Annotated in this window: 12 protein-coding genes; 7 read left to right on the forward strand and 5 right to left on the reverse strand. The window is 60.6% G+C overall.

What is annotated here, in order from left to right:
- Window positions 1-73 precede the first annotated feature (73 nt).
- Window positions 74-2,689 carry a preprotein translocase subunit SecA gene (gene secA, locus HMPREF2874_RS05090; RefSeq protein WP_070649169.1) on the forward strand — a complete coding sequence of 872 codons (2,616 nt, stop codon included), beginning with the start codon at window positions 74-76 and terminating at the stop codon, window positions 2,687-2,689.
- A 133-nt stretch (window positions 2,690-2,822) separates the two neighbouring features.
- Here secA and HMPREF2874_RS05095 read toward each other — a convergent pair whose 3' ends face one another.
- Together HMPREF2874_RS05095 and HMPREF2874_RS05100 are read right to left on the reverse strand one after the other, a co-directional pair.
- Window positions 2,823-3,446 carry an Rv3235 family protein gene (locus HMPREF2874_RS05095; protein ID WP_070649170.1) on the reverse strand — a complete coding sequence of 208 codons (624 nt, stop codon included), beginning with the start codon at window positions 3,444-3,446 and terminating at the stop codon, window positions 2,823-2,825.
- Window positions 3,447-3,488: 42 nt separating this feature from the next.
- Window positions 3,489-4,355 (reverse strand): LysM peptidoglycan-binding domain-containing protein, encoded by an 867-nt coding sequence (locus HMPREF2874_RS05100; protein ID WP_246823779.1) that lies wholly within the window; start codon window positions 4,353-4,355, stop codon window positions 3,489-3,491.
- Between the two features lie 207 nt (window positions 4,356-4,562).
- Between HMPREF2874_RS05100 and HMPREF2874_RS05105 the strand changes: the two genes are divergently transcribed.
- Window positions 4,563-5,162, forward strand: a complete 600-nt coding sequence (locus tag HMPREF2874_RS05105) for a histidine kinase (protein ID WP_070649172.1) — start codon at window positions 4,563-4,565, stop codon at window positions 5,160-5,162.
- A gap of 125 nt (window positions 5,163-5,287) precedes the next feature.
- Here the strand turns inward: HMPREF2874_RS05105 and HMPREF2874_RS05110 are convergent, their stop codons facing one another.
- Window positions 5,288-5,521, reverse strand: a complete 234-nt coding sequence (locus HMPREF2874_RS05110) for a helix-turn-helix domain-containing protein (protein ID WP_049333339.1) — start codon at window positions 5,519-5,521, stop codon at window positions 5,288-5,290.
- Window positions 5,522-5,881: 360 nt separating this feature from the next.
- Here HMPREF2874_RS05110 and HMPREF2874_RS05115 point away from each other — a divergent pair, with 360 nt between their 5' ends.
- The 3 genes from HMPREF2874_RS05115 to HMPREF2874_RS05125 all read left to right on the forward strand — a co-directional run bounded on the left by HMPREF2874_RS05115 (window position 5,882) and on the right by HMPREF2874_RS05125 (window position 10,179).
- Window positions 5,882-6,583: an SAF domain-containing protein gene (locus tag HMPREF2874_RS05115; RefSeq protein WP_070649173.1), complete on the forward strand. Its 702-nt coding sequence runs from the start codon at window positions 5,882-5,884 to the stop codon at window positions 6,581-6,583.
- A complete protein-coding gene (locus HMPREF2874_RS05120; RefSeq protein WP_070649174.1) occupies window positions 6,580-8,226 on the forward strand; it encodes a CpaE/TadZ family protein in 1,647 nt (548 codons plus the stop codon). The genes HMPREF2874_RS05115 and HMPREF2874_RS05120 overlap by 4 nt, the downstream gene beginning before the upstream one ends.
- A 378-nt stretch (window positions 8,227-8,604) precedes the next feature.
- On the forward strand, window positions 8,605-10,179 hold the full coding sequence (locus tag HMPREF2874_RS05125) for a sensor histidine kinase (protein ID WP_070649175.1): 1,575 nt from the start codon (window positions 8,605-8,607) through the stop codon (window positions 10,177-10,179).
- 146 nt (window positions 10,180-10,325) lie between these two features.
- Here the strand turns inward: HMPREF2874_RS05125 and HMPREF2874_RS05130 are convergent, their stop codons facing one another.
- Entirely contained in the window at window positions 10,326-10,574 is a 249-nt protein-coding gene (locus HMPREF2874_RS05130; RefSeq protein WP_004005030.1) for a WhiB family transcriptional regulator, read from the reverse strand.
- Between the two features lie 496 nt (window positions 10,575-11,070).
- Here HMPREF2874_RS05130 and HMPREF2874_RS05135 point away from each other — a divergent pair, with 496 nt between their 5' ends.
- Window positions 11,071-11,508, forward strand: a complete 438-nt coding sequence (locus HMPREF2874_RS05135) for an alpha-N-acetylglucosamine transferase (RefSeq protein WP_070649176.1) — start codon at window positions 11,071-11,073, stop codon at window positions 11,506-11,508.
- 18 nt (window positions 11,509-11,526) lie between these two features.
- Here the strand turns inward: HMPREF2874_RS05135 and HMPREF2874_RS05140 are convergent, their stop codons facing one another.
- Complete coding sequence (locus tag HMPREF2874_RS05140) at window positions 11,527-15,852, reverse strand: FtsK/SpoIIIE domain-containing protein (RefSeq protein WP_246823780.1); 4,326 nt, start codon at window positions 15,850-15,852, stop codon at window positions 11,527-11,529.
- Between the two features lie 608 nt (window positions 15,853-16,460).
- Here HMPREF2874_RS05140 and glf point away from each other — a divergent pair.
- The gene (gene glf / locus HMPREF2874_RS05145) at window positions 16,461-17,648 is read left to right on the forward strand and encodes a UDP-galactopyranose mutase (protein WP_049333325.1); all 1,188 of its coding nucleotides are present in this window, start codon (window positions 16,461-16,463) and stop codon (window positions 17,646-17,648) included.
- Window position 17,649 lies beyond the last annotated feature (1 nt).

Genomic DNA, 17,649 nt, shown 5'->3' on the forward strand with positions numbered 1-17,649 from the left:
AGGAAGGCCTCACCGCGCGCACTTTCGCGCGCCCTTGGTGAGGGTACCGAAACAAGCAAGGAGTAGAAGCTCAGTGGCATCTTTCTTGGAGAAAATCCTCCGAACCGGCGATAAGAGGGTTCTGCGACAGCTCGAAGCGTACACTAAGGCGGTGAACTCGCTCGAGGACAGCTTCGCATCGATGACCGATGAGGAACTGCGAGCAGAGACCGACAAGTTCCGCGAGCGCGTCAAGGACGGCGAATCCCTCGACATTATGCTGCCGGAGGCCTTTGCGGTGGTCCGTGAAGCATCCAAGCGTACCCTGGGCAAGCGCCACTACGACGTGCAGCTCATGGGTGGTGCAGCGCTACACCTGGGCAACATTGCCGAAATGAAGACCGGTGAGGGTAAGACCCTCGTCGCGACCCTGCCCGCGTACCTGAACGCGCTGAGCGGCAAGGGCGTGCACATTGTGACCGTGAACGACTACCTGGCTGAGTACCAGGCGAACCTCATGGGTCGCGTGTTCCGCTTCCTCGGCATGGAGTGCGGCGTGATTCTGTCCTCCATGGAGCCGGACGAGCGTCGTAAGCAGTACGCCGCAGACATCACTTACGGTACGAACAACGAGTTCGGCTTCGACTACCTGCGTGACAACATGGCGTGGACCGTGGAGGAGCAGGTTCAGCGCGGCCACAACTTCGCCATTATCGATGAGGTGGACTCCATCCTGATTGATGAGGCGCGTACCCCTCTGATTATTTCCGGCCCCGCAGCCGGTGAGGCAAACCGCTGGTATGCAGAGTTCGCGCGCATTGCCGCAACCCTGCTCAAGCGCGGTGAAGACTACGAAGTAGACGAGAAGAAGCGCACCGTCGGCATCCTCGAATCCGGCATTGACAAGGTGGAAGACCACCTGGGTGTGAAGAACCTCTACGAATCCAAGAACACCCCGCTCATTGGCTTCCTGAACAACTCTATTAAGGCGAAGGAGCTGTTCACCAACAACAAGGACTACGTGGTCATTGACGGCGAAGTCCTGATTGTTGACGAGCACACCGGTCGTATTCTGCCGGGCCGCCGCTACAACGACGGCATCCACCAGGCGATTGAGGCGAAGGAAGGCGTCGAAATCAAGCCTGAGAACCAGACCATGGCGACCGTGACTCTGCAGAACTACTTCCGCATGTACGACAAGCTGTCCGGTATGACCGGTACCGCGGAAACCGAAGCGGCAGAGTTCATGAACACCTATGAGCTCGGCGTGGTGCCCATCCCCACCAACAAGGGTGTGCAGCGCATCGACAACCCCGATAAGGTGTACCGCGACGAAATCGCCAAGTTCAAGGCGGTCGTCAAGGACATTAAGGAACGCCACGAAAAGGGCCAGCCGATCCTGGTGGGTACCGCAAGCGTGGAGAACTCCGAATACCTTTCCCGCCAGCTGGCGAAGGCAGGCGTGCGCCACGAGGTGCTGAACGCAAAGAACAACGAGCGTGAGGCTGCTATTGTTGCGCAGGCGGGCCGTAAGGGCGCCGTCACCGTGGCAACCAACATGGCTGGTCGTGGTACCGACATTATGCTCGGCGGTAACCCCGAATTTGAGGCCGTCGAGAAGATGCGTGAGCTCGGCCTGGACCCGAACACCAACTCCGAGGCGTACGAGGCTCGCTGGCCCGAGGTCCTGAAGGCCTGCGAAGACGCCGCTATAGAAGAGCACGATGAAGTCACCAAGCTCGGTGGCCTGTACGTGCTCGGCACTGAGCGTCACGAGTCCCGCCGTATCGACAACCAGCTGCGCGGTCGTTCGGGCCGTCAGGGCGACCCGGGCGAGTCCCGCTTCTACCTGTCGCTGACCGACGAACTGATGCGCCTGTTCAACACCGGCATGGCAACCCGCCTCATGGCGGCAGCTCCCGAGGACTCCGCGCTGGACTCCAAGATCGTTAGCCGCGCTATCGCTACCGCACAGGCAAACGTTGAGGGCCGTAACGCCGAGCAGCGTAAGAACGTGCTCAAGTATGACGATGTGCTCAACCGCCAGCGCGAGGCCATCTACAAGGACCGTAGCCGTATTCTGCACGGTGATGACCTGAAGGAACAGATTTCCGGTTTCGTGGACGAGGTTCTGACCTCCATCATCGACGCACGCGTCTCCGAGGGGCACGCCGAGGACTGGGATTTCGAGGAGCTTTGGAGCGCCCTCAAGCAGGTTTACCCCATCTCCATTACCGTGGATGACCTAGCTGAGGACGCAGGCGATCGCACCAAGATTACCCGCGACCAGATCGTGAAGGAAGTCCTTGCGGACGCCCACGTCGTGTACGACGAGCGTGAGGAGAGCGTCGGCGAAGAGAGCATGCGTGAGATTGAACGCCGCGTGATGCTCTCGGTCATCGGTCAGCGCTGGCCCGAGCACCTGTACGAGATGGAGTACCTCAAGGAAGGTATCGGTCTGCGTGCAATGGCCCAGCGTGACCCGCTGGTTGAGTACCAGCGTGAGGGCTACGACATGTACCAGTCAATGCTCGACGCTGTTCGCGAGGAGACCGTGACCTACCTGTACAACCTGGACCTGTCCAAGCAGCGCACTCAGGCTTCCGCCGTGCGCCTGGCTGATCCCTCGCGTCCGAAGTTCCTGCAGTACTCGGCCCCCGACGAGGACGGCCACACTCAGGTGCACGTGGAGCGTTCTCAGAAGAAGTAGTCGCGGTATAAACCCCGAAACGTACGGAGAGGGTGCGAATCCATCATTGGGTTCGCACCCTCTCCGCGTGTTTATAGGTTTGTGGCAATCTGAGCTAACGGGGCTCGTCCTTCCTTGGGGGGGGCAGAGCCCGCTAATTTGCACCTGGCTGATTCTGTGGCTGCTCGATGGAAGTGATAAGCCAGGCGCCGTGCAGTTCCCGAACCTGCAGGGTAACCACCCTGATACCCTGACCGCATCGGAACAGAACAACCGCCTCGTAGAGCTTGGGGTTGACCCGCTGTGCGCGGACCCGAAGGAGCGCCGGAGGCATCGAGAGAGCCTGCTCCGTGGGAACTTGACGAGGATTCTTGGGAAAGCGCGGTAGCAGGCGGTGAAAGCAATCCGCTGAAACCCACTGGGCAAGCTGCTGGCGCGAGCGTCGGGCGGCCATGATTTCGAGATAGGCGATGGCCACGCCCACGCAACGCCCCTCAATTTGGCGGGAGATGGCGTCCGCGGGGCGCAGAGGACGACCAGCCCGAGGACGTGCCGTTCGGTGCAAGGAGCTCTGCTCGTAGCGAGGGAGAGGAACAATCGATACTGGGGAATCGAAGCCGCGGGCCTGCACAAGGGCCAGGGTGCCGGGGGCCTGCGCGAGCTTTTGCGAAGGCTCCGGAACGGAATCTGGGGTCGGTGTGCTCACCTTCGGGGGAGGGAACGTGCGGAGCGCCGGAGTGCGGCGGGGGAGCGGGGGAAGAAGAGGCGTGAAGCCCATGACGGGTTCCTTTCTGAAAATGATGTAGAGGAAAATAACCGGTTAGCGACGGAAAGTCTGTAGCGGCTGCTCGGGAATCTGGAGTATCTGCCCCTCGTACAGCAGATCGGCATTCCGTCCCAGAGCCTCTCGGTTGGCGCTGTAGATATCGAGGGTGTAATCGTAAATAACGGAGGCATCGGTGCCTTCGCCCAGCTGTTCGGCGGCGATAGACCAGAGAGTATCTCCGGCGCGTACCGTGTAGGCATAGGTACCGCGGGCTTCGTGCGAGGGCGCGAAGAATGGGCTGCGATCCTGGAGTGACCCGGTGGATTCGGTAGTGTTTGGGGCGAGGGGAATCTCTGCATTGGTGGTGTTTCCCGCATCGGTCGGTTCCGTCTGGTACGCGACCGATGAACCATCGGTACTGTACCCGCCTGAGCGCGCATCCGGGGCCATCAACGAGGTGGCCGGCACAGTCGGCGCGGGGGTTTGACTCGCCTCGGCGGCGTGTGCCGGGGCGAAGACCGCCCCAAGTCCGATGGCCGTGCCGCTCAGAGTCAGCACGATGCGACGCATGAAGAGCGGGCGGAAAATGCGCGGTGTTCTCGGCAAACGAGGTTCCGAGGGGTTAGTGACCCTGCGGGCGGTTCGGGCCTCGTGAAGGGCGCAGGCGAAGCTGACAATCCACCAGAGGGTGATGAGCACTGCCGATATCCCCGCGCAGAGGAGCACCGCATCGGTGAGCGGGTGGGCTGACGGGATGCGCGGCAGATGGATGCAGAGGGTAGCCAGCACAAGCGCCGAGAGTACCGGGGGAGCCGTGAACAGAAAGATGTCTTGGCGGCTGGCCCGTGCCTCGGGACGGAGCGCTTCGGAATGAGGCTCGTCGCTGCGTACACCGTGCGCGTATTGTGAAGTTTGGTCCACGATGACCTCCAAAGAGTACGTTTGGTAACCCTGTTTGTACTCCATTTATACCCTATAAGCCTATCTAGATATAGCAAAATACATTAAAATATATGTAAATTTTCGTTTTTTGCTTTATTGAGGGATGCTGGGGGTGATTCTTTGTCACATCGTGTCATTAGAGTCTGTTTTGGCCCGAGGGCCCCGAGTATCCGGTAGGGTCGAATCATGAGCATGGAAAAATTCCTCCGAGATATAGAAGCCCGACTGGCCTCCGAGCGAGCCTGGGAGCTCGAACAGGATGCCCGCCAGGTTGCACGCGTGCAATACTCCACCATCACCCTCGATGATCGCCTCCTGGCCCAAAGAGGTGGCCCCGTCCGGGTCTGCGCGACAGATATGCAGGTCTACGAGGGGAACCTCGATATGGTGGGGGAGGAATGGATTAACCTTGAATCCCACGGTGAGAGCATCCTCATTCCCCTGCGGGGCATGCTCTGGTGGGAGGGCGGCCGGGCGCCCGGCCGTGCAGAAATTCGCCCGGGAAGATATCGCATGAAGCTGCAGCTCGCCCTGCGAGCGTTGGGCGTGGCGCGCGAACCGGTCCGCCTCTCCCTCGAGGGCGGAACCGTTAGCTACGACGGGGTTATCGAGCGAGTAGGGGCAGATTTTTTGGAGCTCCGTCTTCTCAACGGGGGACAGTATCCTCGCATCTACGAACGGGGATCCTATTCGCGCGGGCCTCGTGAGGTGCGGACACCCGGCGCGGGTGTCAGAATTATTCCGCTGGCGCGTATAAGTGCCGTTATTGCACGTATTTCACGGTAGCTTTGCGGTGGTTCTGAAAGATAAAGATGGTCGTCCGGGGAATAGAACAAGGGCCCGTTCCCTCACGAGAGGGGACGGGCCCTTGCAGACACCTGGCAGAGTGTCTTGGATAAAACTAAGCTGTATTACTCGGCCTTCGCCTTGGCAGTCAGCTTACCGGAAGCAATAGCCTCCAGGGTCTGCTCGTGACGCTCGGTAATGTACTCCTCGAAACGAGAACGTTCGATGCGCCACTGATTGCGGCCGCCAATCTGGATTGCGGGCAACTCGCCGCTACGCACCAGAGCACGCACCTGCGAAAGCGAAACCTGCAGTTCCTCAGCGACATCGCTCAGGGTGAGGAAACGAGGTGCAGACATGAATCTATCCTTTCCATATGTGGAATCTTGGGCCCCAGTGTCACGGAATCGCGACACTACATTTAGAGTTCTCATCGAACATCCATTGAGTACCTTCAGTATATGACACTGGGGTAAAAATTGCTCGCAAAAGCCTTATACTGCCCGAAATATTATCGAATCGTGTCTGAGAATGAGGGTAGGTTTGCGAGCATTTCATAAAATGCGTTCTTGTTGAGTGAATACACTAAATGAAATATCCTGTTAGGGTTAGCCCCTATAGCGCTTATAGGAACATCTAACAACCCACTCGCTCATCGGTTAGTCGAATACAACGGCTCGGCAGCCCGCCGAACTTCCGTACCGAAAGGCACAACCCACATGCGTACACGACAGAACGCGACGAAGCGTTCTACCCTCACCGAACCGCACGCCAAACGCCTCAAAAGGCCCACCATTAAAGACTGGAGATTCATTCTGGGGATTCTCCTGGTCCTCGTCTCTATGACGGGCGTCCAGCTCTACGTGCAGGCGAACAACCACAAAACCGAGTACTACACCGCCAAGACAGAAATCCGCATGGGTGAGAAGATCACCGACGATAAGCTTGCCCGGGTGGAAGCCAATATTGACGCTGCTAGCGATAAGTACTTCACTCGAGCCGATACCGCCCTAATGCAGGGAAAAATTGCAACGCAGCGCATCCCCGCAGGAAACCTCATCAGTAGAGAAGCTATCGGCACCGAAACCCCCTCCGGGCGTCGGCTCGCCACCATCACCATCGATCGAACCGCAGCGGCCACGCTAAAGACGGGGGAACGCGTAGATGTGTGGACCTCCGGGCCCCGTAACCAGGACACCAAACGACAGGAACCCGCCGAGAGCAGCCCGTCTGGCGCTCACGCCATCGTGACCAACGCCGAGATTGCCTCCATCACGGTGGACGAGGGCGTGCTGGGCGCGAACGGTAAGGCCACTGTGCAATTGTGGGTGAAGGAAGAATCCGTCGCGGCGCTCGTACAGGAGAGCAATAGCGACTCGAAACTCAGCCTCATTCCCGGCACCTACGGGGAGGGCGAATGAATATCCCGGTCATCCTCTACGGTGATGACGGCACGCTCCTGAGCGGTATCGAAACTCAGCACGGTCGCATCTCGGTCGCCCGTACCGTTCAGGACTTCAGCGAGGCTCTCGGTATGGCCCACACCGGCATCGCCAGGGCACTACTCTGCGCTCGCGTTCCCTCAGAGTTGAGCGCCTCCACCGTTGACTCTCTCGCCCAATCCGAGGTTCTACTCGCCGTCATCGCGCCCGAGAACCTGCCGCTACCGGCCGAGGTCCACCGCATCCGCACCGAGGCTGCGCTGGAAGAAATCCTTGGCTCCATCGAACGGGCCGTGGATGCGGCCTTGGCTCGGCCTCGCGGTGCGTACGATGTGCAGCACACGGCACCCGGCGCGCTGCCCGGAAACACCCTGACGATGGACCCCTCCGGGTACGGTTACGACGCGGCGGGCCAGAACGCGGTGGGCTACGGCTACGATATCGGGACCGGACAAGCCGACTACTCCTTGCCGGGCCCCTCGGCCGGGGCGTACGGTTACGACCCCGCATACGGGGCTCAGTCTCCCGAATTTCCCGCGGATTCCTACGGCCGCAGTACCCCCGAGGGGGCCGCACCCTCCCCGTTCGACCCCGTGGCGCAGAACCCCGAGGCGCCGGCAATCCCGGGCGACGAAGAATCCGTGCTGACCCGGGCTGCCGCCATCGTCGATGGGCTCGCGCCCGGTAGCGAATACGCCCGCCGATTCGAGGAAGAAAACGGAGACAGTCAGCCCCGGCATCCGGACATCACCCAGACCCCCGAAGCCCCGGCCCGTTACCAGCCCGGGCACCGCATCGGCAAAATTCTGACCGTTTGGGGCACCCACGGCGCACCCGGCCGAAGCACCATCGCGTTCAACCTTGCGGCGCTGGCCGCGCAGAAGGGGCAGAGCGTATGCCTGATCGATGCGGATACCTACGCACCCAGCCTCGATGCGCTCATGGCGTTGGAAGACGCGGGATCGGGCTTGGCCATTATCTGCTCGGACGCTGACCGCGCGCAGCTCGACGAGAAGAAGGCCGGCGCAATCATGGAACGGGTTCCGCTCAAGCAGGGATTCTTCGATTTTCTGAGCGGGATTACCTCGTCCTCTCGCTGGCCGGAGGTGCGTGCCCGCGCCTTCAGCGAGGTGCTGGGCTGGCTCAAGCCCCGCTACGATATCGTCATCTGCGATGTGGCCGCGCCCATCGAGGTGGACGAGGAACTCACCTTTGACGGACCCGCGCCCCGCCGTAACGCCGCGACCCTCACCGCCCTGGCGGAGTCCGATCGCGTGATTGTCCTGGGGGAGGCTGACGTGGTGGGTCTGCCTCGCCTCATCAACCTGGCCCGCGAGGTGCAGGAGCGATCGGACCTCATGGCTCCCGGCACGAGCGTGCAGTACTGGCTCAACCGTTCCCGGCGTGAGGCGGCGGGCTTCAACCCCGAGGCAAAGATGCGCGATAACTGGTCCCGCTACCTCTCCGTTCCCCTGGACGGGGTGATTCCATACGAGCGGAAGATTATGGATCGCCTGCGCCGTAACGGGGAGGCCCTCCTGGAGGTCGCGCCTCGACACGCGATGGTGCAGGCCTTCGACGCGATGCTGGAGGGAATGTACGCGGTACGGCCCGTAGGCTGAGGCCCCTTCAATACGGTCTTATTGCTTCTAGCATCGGTAGGTTTTGGCCCCAAGAGATATACCCGGTGCCTCGCGACCGGTCGGCCCCATTCGGACGCGCCAGACGCGATGCATCGGGTATATTTTTGGTGGGGTACGTAGCGTGAGAACGATTCGCCCTGAGTAATGTAATATTCGGGGAAATTCTGAGGCTTAGGAGCGTCTAACGTCTCGCTCTTTTGCCCGTTTCTTTAAGCGTGGAGCGCCGTAGCGCTGATTTCAGGCGATCTCTCAGACAAGCTCGTTACACTGACCGAAATATTACCGCCCGAAATGGACTCGGGCGGGCAACCGCATAAAATGGTTGAAGATACCTGAACTTACGGGAAGCACACAAACATGTCTTTTGCAGAAGGAATTCTGAGCGCCTGCGACTTCGGCCCCGGCGATATTGAACGCGTTCACCTCATCATGGGGGAATGGCAGATTATCTCTGATATTGCCCAGAGCGACCTTGTCCTCTGGTTCCCCACCGACTACGTGGTTGCCGACGGCACCTCCCCGGATGCCGTTTCCGGTCCCCGCGAAACCAGTACCTTCGCAGCATTTGCACACGTGCGCCCCTCCAACGTCCGCACCCTCTTCCACCACGACATCATCGATCACGACATGGAAGACGGCATCCGCGATGAGGCCTACCGCGCCTGGACGACCCAGGAGATCAGTACCTACACCGACCCGGCCAGGGGAGAGGGCCTGGGATACCGCCCGGAGGTAAACATCACCTTCGTGCCGATTGTACGCAATAACCGCACTATTGCCCTGCTCACCAGCCATCGCGTTGCCACTCCCCACACCTATCCCAGCCTGAGCGAAGAGGTCTACGAGTTCGTCACCGACACCATGCTGACCATGCTGCACAGCGGCCTGTGGCCCGATCCTCTGGCCCAGGGTAGCCGCACGCAGGGCAATCCCCGCGCGATTGACGGCATTATCGTGCTCGACCCGACCGGTCGCGTGGTCGTTGCTTCCCCCAATGCCAACTCGATGTACACCCGTATGGGTATGACCGGTTACCTTGAGAAGCGTAACCTGGCAGACGTGACCCGTGCGATGCTTTCCTCCGGCGAGGAGGCGGACGAGACCCTGCAGCTGGTCCTGGCCGGCCGTAGCGACCTGCGTACCGAGCTGACCATCGCCCGAGCACGTGTGACGATGCGCGCCATCCCCCTGCTCAAGCAGAAGGGCGCGCACATCGAGCGCCTGGGCGCCCTGATTCTCTGCCGCGACGTCACCGAACTGCGCCGTCGCGAGCTGGAGCTCATGACCAAGGACGCAACCATCCGCGAGATTCACCACCGCGTGAAGAACAACCTGCAGACGGTGTCCGCTCTGCTGCGCTTGCAGTCCCGTCGCATGACCTCCGACGAAGCGCGCCAGGGCTTGGAACAGGCAATGCGTCGCGTTGCCACAATCGCCACCGTGCACGAGGCTCTCTCGCAGGGCCTGACCCAGAACGTCGACTTTGACGAGCTTATCGAGCGTCAGTTCCACCTGGCCGCCGAGCTGGCCTCTCCCGGCCAGCACGTGACGACCAAGCTACTGGGATCCTTTGGTGCCCTGCCAAGCCAGTTCGCGACCCCCTTGGCGCTGGTGATTAACGAGGTCGTCGCCAATGCCGTGGAGCACGGACTCGACGGAGAAACCGGAACCGTGACGCTCGAGGGTATTCGCGGCACCAATGACGAGGGCGAGGACACCCTGACCGTCATTATTACCGATGACGGCAAGGGCATGGGCGATAAGAAGATCGAGGAGTCTGGCCCGAACGCTTACCGCCCGGTCAGCGGCAAGGAAGGCCTGGGCATGCAGATTGTGCGCACCCTGGTAGCGAGCGAGCTCAACGGCTCCATCCGTTGGGAGGCTAACGAACCGACCGGTACTCGCGTGGTTATTACGGCGCTCCTCATCTAAAACGAAGAGAAAACCCGGCCGCAGGACCTTAACTTTGGGGTTCCACGGCCGGGTTTATTGTTGCCCTGGGTATAGCAAAAGCGTGGTGCAGTGACCGATAAGTCACTGCACCACGCTTTTTAATGCCCTATTGAATACTCCGGAAGTTAGGATGCACGGCGGGCACGAGCTGCGCGACGCTTCATGGCGCGACGCTCGTCTTCACTGGTGCCACCCCACACGCCGGAGTCCTGGCCGGTCTCGATGGCCCACTTCAGGCAGACGTCAATAACCTCGCAAGAGCGGCAGACGGTCTTAGCCTCTTCAATCTGCAACAGGGCGGGTCCGGTGTTTCCAACGGGGAAGAACAGCTCCGGGTCCTTGTCCAAACAAGCTGCACGACTACGCCAATCCACGGTGGACCTCCTTCTCTATGTGCAGTCCCGCCGAAGCGAGATGCTGTTTATTATTCCTGTGCGCGTGCCAAATAGGCCTACCGTTGGGGTGTGCGCCCCAAGTTAGGGTGAAATTTGACTTATCAACTTTCGCACGTCGGGGCTAATGTGACAAGTGCTTTACGCTAAAAACTTCAGTATTACGCTGAGGCATCTATCACTAAGGTGAACCTTTGTCTAATTGTCTGGTTGGAGAATCGCACGGTGGCACAACCTGGCGCTGAGTCGTCTCACAACCGGGGAGCCGCCCCGCGGAGGAGCGACACCTCGGGCATAATATAAAGCGGTACTTCACCCGATGAACCGCACCGATGACGAGGCGGCGAGCCTCCTGCACATATGCAGGCACCCCGCGTGCAAACAAATGCGCGGAGGAAGTGCCCAGCCGCTAAACTACAAGCGCATCAGGCTGAATGTCCCTCGGCCTGCCAACGACACTACCTGTGAGGAGCCCACCGTGAAGTCACGCCCGTTCAACGTCCTCTACGCATTCGTTCTGACCGAAACCTTCGCGGCATACATTCTGATTCGCGGTATCATCTACCCCTTCCTCCTATCTAATGGCGAGCCCGCCCAGGGCGTGGTCGGCGGTGTGCTTCAAATACTCATCGCCGCGGGCATGACCTTTTACGCCCTGCGGTTCTACCGTGGACGTTACGGCTCGCGCCTGCCCATGATCCTGATTACCCTCTGCGCCCTGTGGGTCACTGCAAGCACACTCATCATGAACGTGAGCGCCTTCGGTCTGAATATTGGCCAGTCCATGACGATTGCGGGCGTTATTGGCGCGGCGGTAGACTTCATCTTCGTCCTGATGCCCAGCAGCCGCCGCTACATCGAAGCCGTCACCGAGGAACGCGGTGAGGAAGCCAAGCGTATCGGCCGCCGCCGCTAGGCTATCGCCAGATTATCTCTATGCAATAGGGTGAGCGTCGAGGACCCTCGGTAGCGGAACCTGTATCGCTTCAACAGCGTTGCCATCCACCGCTACCGCGCGCCCGGCCGGTTGCTCGCCTCGCGTAAAACGATCCGCCGGAAGCGCCGTAACGGTGCAGATATCGGTATCCGCCAGGGTTGCGGGCGCGAGCAGAAGCGCACGTGAGCATCCCATAAGCGCCGAAAGCAGCGGGGAGGAGGCCCGCCTCGGCCAGGGTGTGTAGGTTACGAAGACCGCGCGGAAGGCCCCGCGCCGCTCCAGCAGAACGTTCTGCACTCCGGCCGAAAGGTACTGCAAATCATCGACGAGTAGCAGAGTCTGGGCGGGATGCTTCACTTCGCTCAGCAGGGAACGTACCGTTTCCTCCGTGAACGGCTTGGAACTATTGCCTCCCTCGATGCAGAGCGCCTCCAGATGCGGGTTGAGCTGGCGGACGCTCTCGAGTAGCGTGCTCTTACCCGTTGACCGGGCACCCGGGACGGGAATGATGCTTCCCCGCCCGGCGCTCAGCCACACGGGAAGACGGCGGCGGTTGAAACCCACGAGAAGCTGCTCACCCCGGGGGTTGCAGGTCTTTTGAGCTACGCGAATATACTCCTCCGCGGGCATGCGGAAATACTCCGGGAACTGGCGTAGCAGGGTGCCTGTCTGAGCGGATGCGCTCGCAGTTGAGCAGGCATACGCTTCAAAGTCTCGGAGGGATAGCGTGCACGGTGCCAGCACCGAGGCGGTAAGCGGCTGATCCCCGATAAACCCCTCGTTGATGCTCCCCTCGACACAGTAGTGACCCTGGGACGGGACCGGGTAGTCGCGGCTGGCCGAACGCATCAGGTCGGTATCGAGGAAGCGGCGGCTCAGCAGGGTGGAGTGCGCGACCGTGCCGAAGCGTCCCCTCGGGCTCAGTGCAGAGGTGAACAGCACCGAGTAGCCGCGCCGGTAGCCTTGCGAGAGTACATCGTAGAGTAGATGCTCCGTATCAGGATGGCGGATGAGCGCATCCAACCATCCGTCCAAGCCGTCCACGATGATGAGTGGGCGGTGTCCCTCACTTTCGGCGTGCAGGCGCTGTTCTCTCAGCTCCTCAAGGCAGAAACGCAGGTGCTGGTGCTCTTGCGGCCCCACGAGCACCTCAAGGAACGGAGCATAGGGCTCCAAGTCCCGCTGGAGGGAGCCATCGGAGGTCAGCAGAACCACCGGGACTTTGGCGGATATCGCCTGAGCGAGCAGGCCCAGAAGAAACGGTATGCGTTCCGCGCTCTGCCCCAGAAGCCCCAGCGTTTGTCCGCCGTTCCATCTGTACCGGCCACGAATACCGTAGCGGGCAATCTCCAGTTCTCCCAGCAGGTACCCGTTCCCTCGCTCCGTCTCCTCGGCCTGAAGTGACAGGGATAGAGATTCGGGAAGCTCCTCGGGGATGGGGCAGTACTCTTCCTGCTCATCCTTGCGGGGCTCGGTGCCGGGAGCACCGTGCAGATATGAGGCGCCGTGAGGCCCCGCTACGGTGCGGAAGGTTTCTCTAATAGACCGGGTGAGGCACTCATCCTCTCCGTAGCGTTCCCTCGGCGATTCCTCCGTAACGTTGATGCACCTCCAACCTTCGGGCTCGAGCGAGAAGACCTTCGGGGGGATCGCCTGCACCTCGGAGGGAACTCGGTCCGTGAGAGGAGCGCGGAACGAGAGGGAACGTCCATCCGGCAGACGAACGTACCCGGCTCCGGGCTGAGTAGCCGAGATATAGGCGGCCGCTTCGTGCTCCAACAGGTTGTAGGAATCTTGTGCGCTGGCCACGCGCAGGCAGATACTCGTGGCGATATTGGCACGGATATCCTGTGAAATCGTGCCCTGGGGACGCTGCGTAGCAAGAATCAGGTGCAGCCCCAGGGAACGGCCAATCGTTGCGATGCGCATGAGCTCCGTCATCGCATCGGGCATGGAATCAATCAGCATACGGAACTCATCAACGACGATGAGCAGCTCGGGGTAACGGGGGAGTACACCTTGCGCCCGGCAACCCGCCAAATAGTCGCGGTAAGAATTGACCCCGGCAGCCTGTAAATCGGTTTCCCTTCGACGGACGTCTGCCCTCAAGAACTCTAGGGCGCGCTCAACCGCGGAAACATCAAAATTGCTCAAGATGCTCAGAGTATGGGGCAGCTCGGCGAGGGGGCCCAGGCCCGCGGAACCCTTAAAATCCACCAGAATCAACCCGAAACGCTCGGGCGGGTAGGCCAGGGCGGCGCTCAGCACCAGGGAACGTAGCAGCTGGGATTTGCCGGCACCGGTGGTGCCGCCCAGCAGCCAGTGAGGCCCGTGTTCCGAAAGACCGAGCGAAAGTGAGCCCGCTTGCGAAACCCCCAGGTAGCAGCGGACGTCTTCGGCGTAAAACCCCTTCGACCACCGTTCCTTGAGCCCCTCGGCAGATAGGTCAACCCCGCCTTCGCCTCTTTCGTTTTTCGCCTCCGATAGGGAGGAGAACCGATGCGCGGATTGGTGCACCTGCGCGTCGCTGATCTTGCCCGTCCTCGGCCCATCCTCAACTAGATAGAGATGCTCTAGAGCTCGGATAAATGCCTCAACGCTCAGCCCATCGGCGTGCAGGCATAGGTCATCGAGGAGGAGGGGGTGCACCTGTACTACTCCTTCGCTGGGCTGCTCCGGAGGCTTCGAGTAGTGCCGTGCCGCATAGCGGATGGAATGACGGTGGCTGCCCTCGCTGACGCACTCGAGCCACCCCGCGGCGAAGAGAGACTCGCAGACGGTACGATCGGATGTCGACCGCGTACCATCCTTCGGATCGGCGATGATGCACAGAGCCACCGATGCGCCCCTCGGCTCTCTGGGAGCCCGCGAGCCATTCCGTGTTGCAGCCTCGACGGACGCCGCCTCAGCCTGGAGCGTGCGCACGAGCGGAGCGTAAATGTCGCACGCATCCTCCGACATGATCAACAGGGGAGGGGTCTGCGCAGAAAGTTCGTCGTGCAGGGCATCGTGAAGAGCCTGCCTTTCCTCGGTGGCGGTCTCGGAGCACTGAGAGTACACGCTAACCCGGGGCGCCACGGCGAGAGTTTGCAGGAGCGCGTTGATTCGCTCCTGTTCGGCGCTCGCAGGAGGGCCGAGCAGGATTGAGATACTTCCCGGATAACCGGCGACCAGCTGAACGAGATAGGCGCGCAGGTGCCCCTCGTCGAGCGAAAGACGGTGCCCGAGCGCACCGGCGGGTAAGGGAACGTAGTGGGGTGCCCTCTGGAGCCTGGGCAGTGAGGCGAGCGTAAGGTTACGCCCACGCAGATAGGGTAGCCGGGGGCCGCATCCGAGCACGATGCCGGGGTGAGCGGGGAACGCGGAAGGGGCGGGGGAGGAAGCGGCGAACGCCAGATCCGCGGCGGTGGGTAGGTTCAAGGCCCGTTGTTCTTCTCCTTCGGCCGCCGTGCGGGTCATTGCGCGGCCCGCACGGTTTTCGGCCCTGCTCCCAAAAAAGTGCAGGAGCATGAGCAGGGAAGAGGCCACCGACATGAGAAGCAGAAACCACAGCCCGGTCAGCAGCGCAATGGCCAGGCCCACGAGAACCGGCAGGCAAACGCTGAGTAGAATCTGCTTGAGCTTTCGAGGCTGGGCCGGGTTGACCGTGACGGGTTCAAACGGATTGCCGTTGGGAGAGTCCACTGGGGAACCCTGAAGCTTGTCGGCACCGCCCTTGGAAACGGAAGACTCCGCACGGTTGGAAGGAATCGGGCCTGAAACGCCGGGGTCTCGAAGAACGCAAAGGGACGATCCCAGAAGGAAGGGCTCGTTCCAGACAACCGGCCGTGCCCCATCGTCCCGAGTTCTCCGGATTTTACGCGCGGGAGTATTCACCGGGCGCCACAGCACACCCGAGCTATCAGCGTGGAAGGTTCCGTGAACCCCTCGTAGGAAGGGGTCTTGCAGATGCACGTGCCCGGCTTTTCCCCGTCGTCCGCGCGGGGACCTGCCCAGCGTGGTGTCCCCGCGGAGAATCGGGAAGGACTTGCCGGCGTCCGGGCCGCGCAGAACGCAGAGAAGACTGATGGCCCGCCCGCTGTTGCCCGCACCGGTGGTATTTTCTTCTTCGCCGGAGCGTTCGCCCCATGTAGGCAGGCTCAGATGCTTCTTACCGCTTGCGATTTGTTCTCGTAGAGCGGCGGCCAAATCGTGCTCCAGGCGTTTTTCTGCCCGGGCCAGCGTAATGCTTTCGGCCCTACCCGGTTCGCCTTCGACCCGCACGACGCGGGGGTAGGGGCGTTCTGCGGAGGTCTTAGCGCGGTCAAGAAAATAGAGAGTCATGCCTATAGGTAAACCCATAGTGAACTAATGCTCAATATATGCCATTTAAGATGACATAAATATTCGAATAATGCGTTTCTGCTATCTAAATATCTTAAATTCTGTGGATAACTGCATATTTGCTCGAAAGGCTACCCGGGGTGATTTTCGCGATCGACCCCGGTGTGCGGCTTGTGCGCATACGGTCGGCGGGTGCGCAAACTATTCCTTGAATGGTCTCTTCTGGGTATTGGGCCCGCCCGCCCCTCAAGTGAATATTTACGCGTAAATAATTTCCCGCCCTGTTTCGTGCGGCTCCCGAAGCTCTTATCCTGAATGGCACATAAAAATCTTCGGATGCGTGCTAATCCCGTTCATGGCCATCCGGAACCCAACGACCAATAGCGCAAAAACTAGTTCCCAAAAGTACCGAAAATCATGTCATAAGTATGCGGACCAGTTGATAAGCGGGTATCTTAGAGTATGACTATATCCATCGTGGGAGGGGCAAGGTGTGCCCCGCCCACGCGGATCGTGCCCTCCCCGAACCAGCGGGGAAATGCCCGGTCTGGAAGGCGAAAACCAGCCCCGATAGGGGCCGGGGCGCCGTGATAATACAGGAGAAAACATTGACTGCTGACCTCGTAGTTGTCGGATCGGGCCTCTTCGGCCTGACCATCGCAGAACAGGCCGCCACCGAGCTGGGCCTGAAAGTCGCTCTGCTGGACCGTCGCTCCCACATTGGCGGTAACGCATACAGCGAGAAGGAGAAGCAGACCGGCATTGAGGTGCACCGCTACGGCGCTCACCTGTTCCACACCTCCAACGAGCGTGTGTGGGAGTACGTGAACCGCTTCACCGACTTCACGAACTACGTGCACCGCGTGTACACCCGCCACAACGGCATCGTGTACCCCATGCCGATTAACCTCGGTACCATCAACCAGTTCTTCAATGCTGCCTACTCGCCCGCAGAGGCAAAGGCGCTGATTGCTGAGCAGGCTGGCGAGCTGGCCGGTACCGACCCGCAGAACCTCAACGACAAGGGCATCTCCCTGATTGGTCGCCCCCTGTACGAGGCCTTCATTAAGCACTACACCGCAAAGCAGTGGCAGACCCCGCCGGAGGAGCTGCCCGCATCCATCATTTCCCGTCTGCCGGTGCGTTACACCTACGACAACCGCTACTTCAATGACAAGTACGAGGGTCTGCCGGTCGACGGCTACGCCGCTTGGTTGGAGCGCATGGCCGCACACCCGAACATCGAGGTTCACCTGAACACCGATTTCTTCGAGCCCGGCCACGAGTACTCCCGCGAGAACGTACTCGGCCAGATTCCCGTGGTTTACACCGGCCCGGTGGACCGCTACTTCGACTACGCCGAGGGTGATCTGTCTTGGCGCACCATCGACCTGGAAGAAGAAGTCCTGCCGATCGAGGACTTCCAGGGCTGCTCCGTGATGAACTACCCCGATGCTGACGTCCCCTTCACCCGTATCCACGAGTTCCGTCACTTCCACCCGGAGCGTGACTACACCAAGGACGCAACCGTCATTATGCGTGAGTTCTCCCGCTTCGCTAACAAGGGCGACGAGCCCTACTACCCGGTGAACACCGCCGTGGATCGCGAGAAGCTGCTGGCTTACCGCGACCTGGCTAAGGGTGAGGATAACGTGCTGTTCGGTGGCCGCCTGGGCACCTACAAGTACCTGGACATGCACATGGCCATCGCCTCGGCACTGTCGATGTTTGACAACAAGATCCGCCCGCACTTCACCGACGGCGCCAAGATTGAATCTGGCGGTGTGGACGCATAGT

The sequence above is a fragment of the Rothia sp. HMSC068F09 genome (assembly GCF_001812775.1).
In the GTDB taxonomy this organism is placed as follows: domain Bacteria; phylum Actinomycetota; class Actinomycetes; order Actinomycetales; family Micrococcaceae; genus Rothia; species Rothia mucilaginosa_A.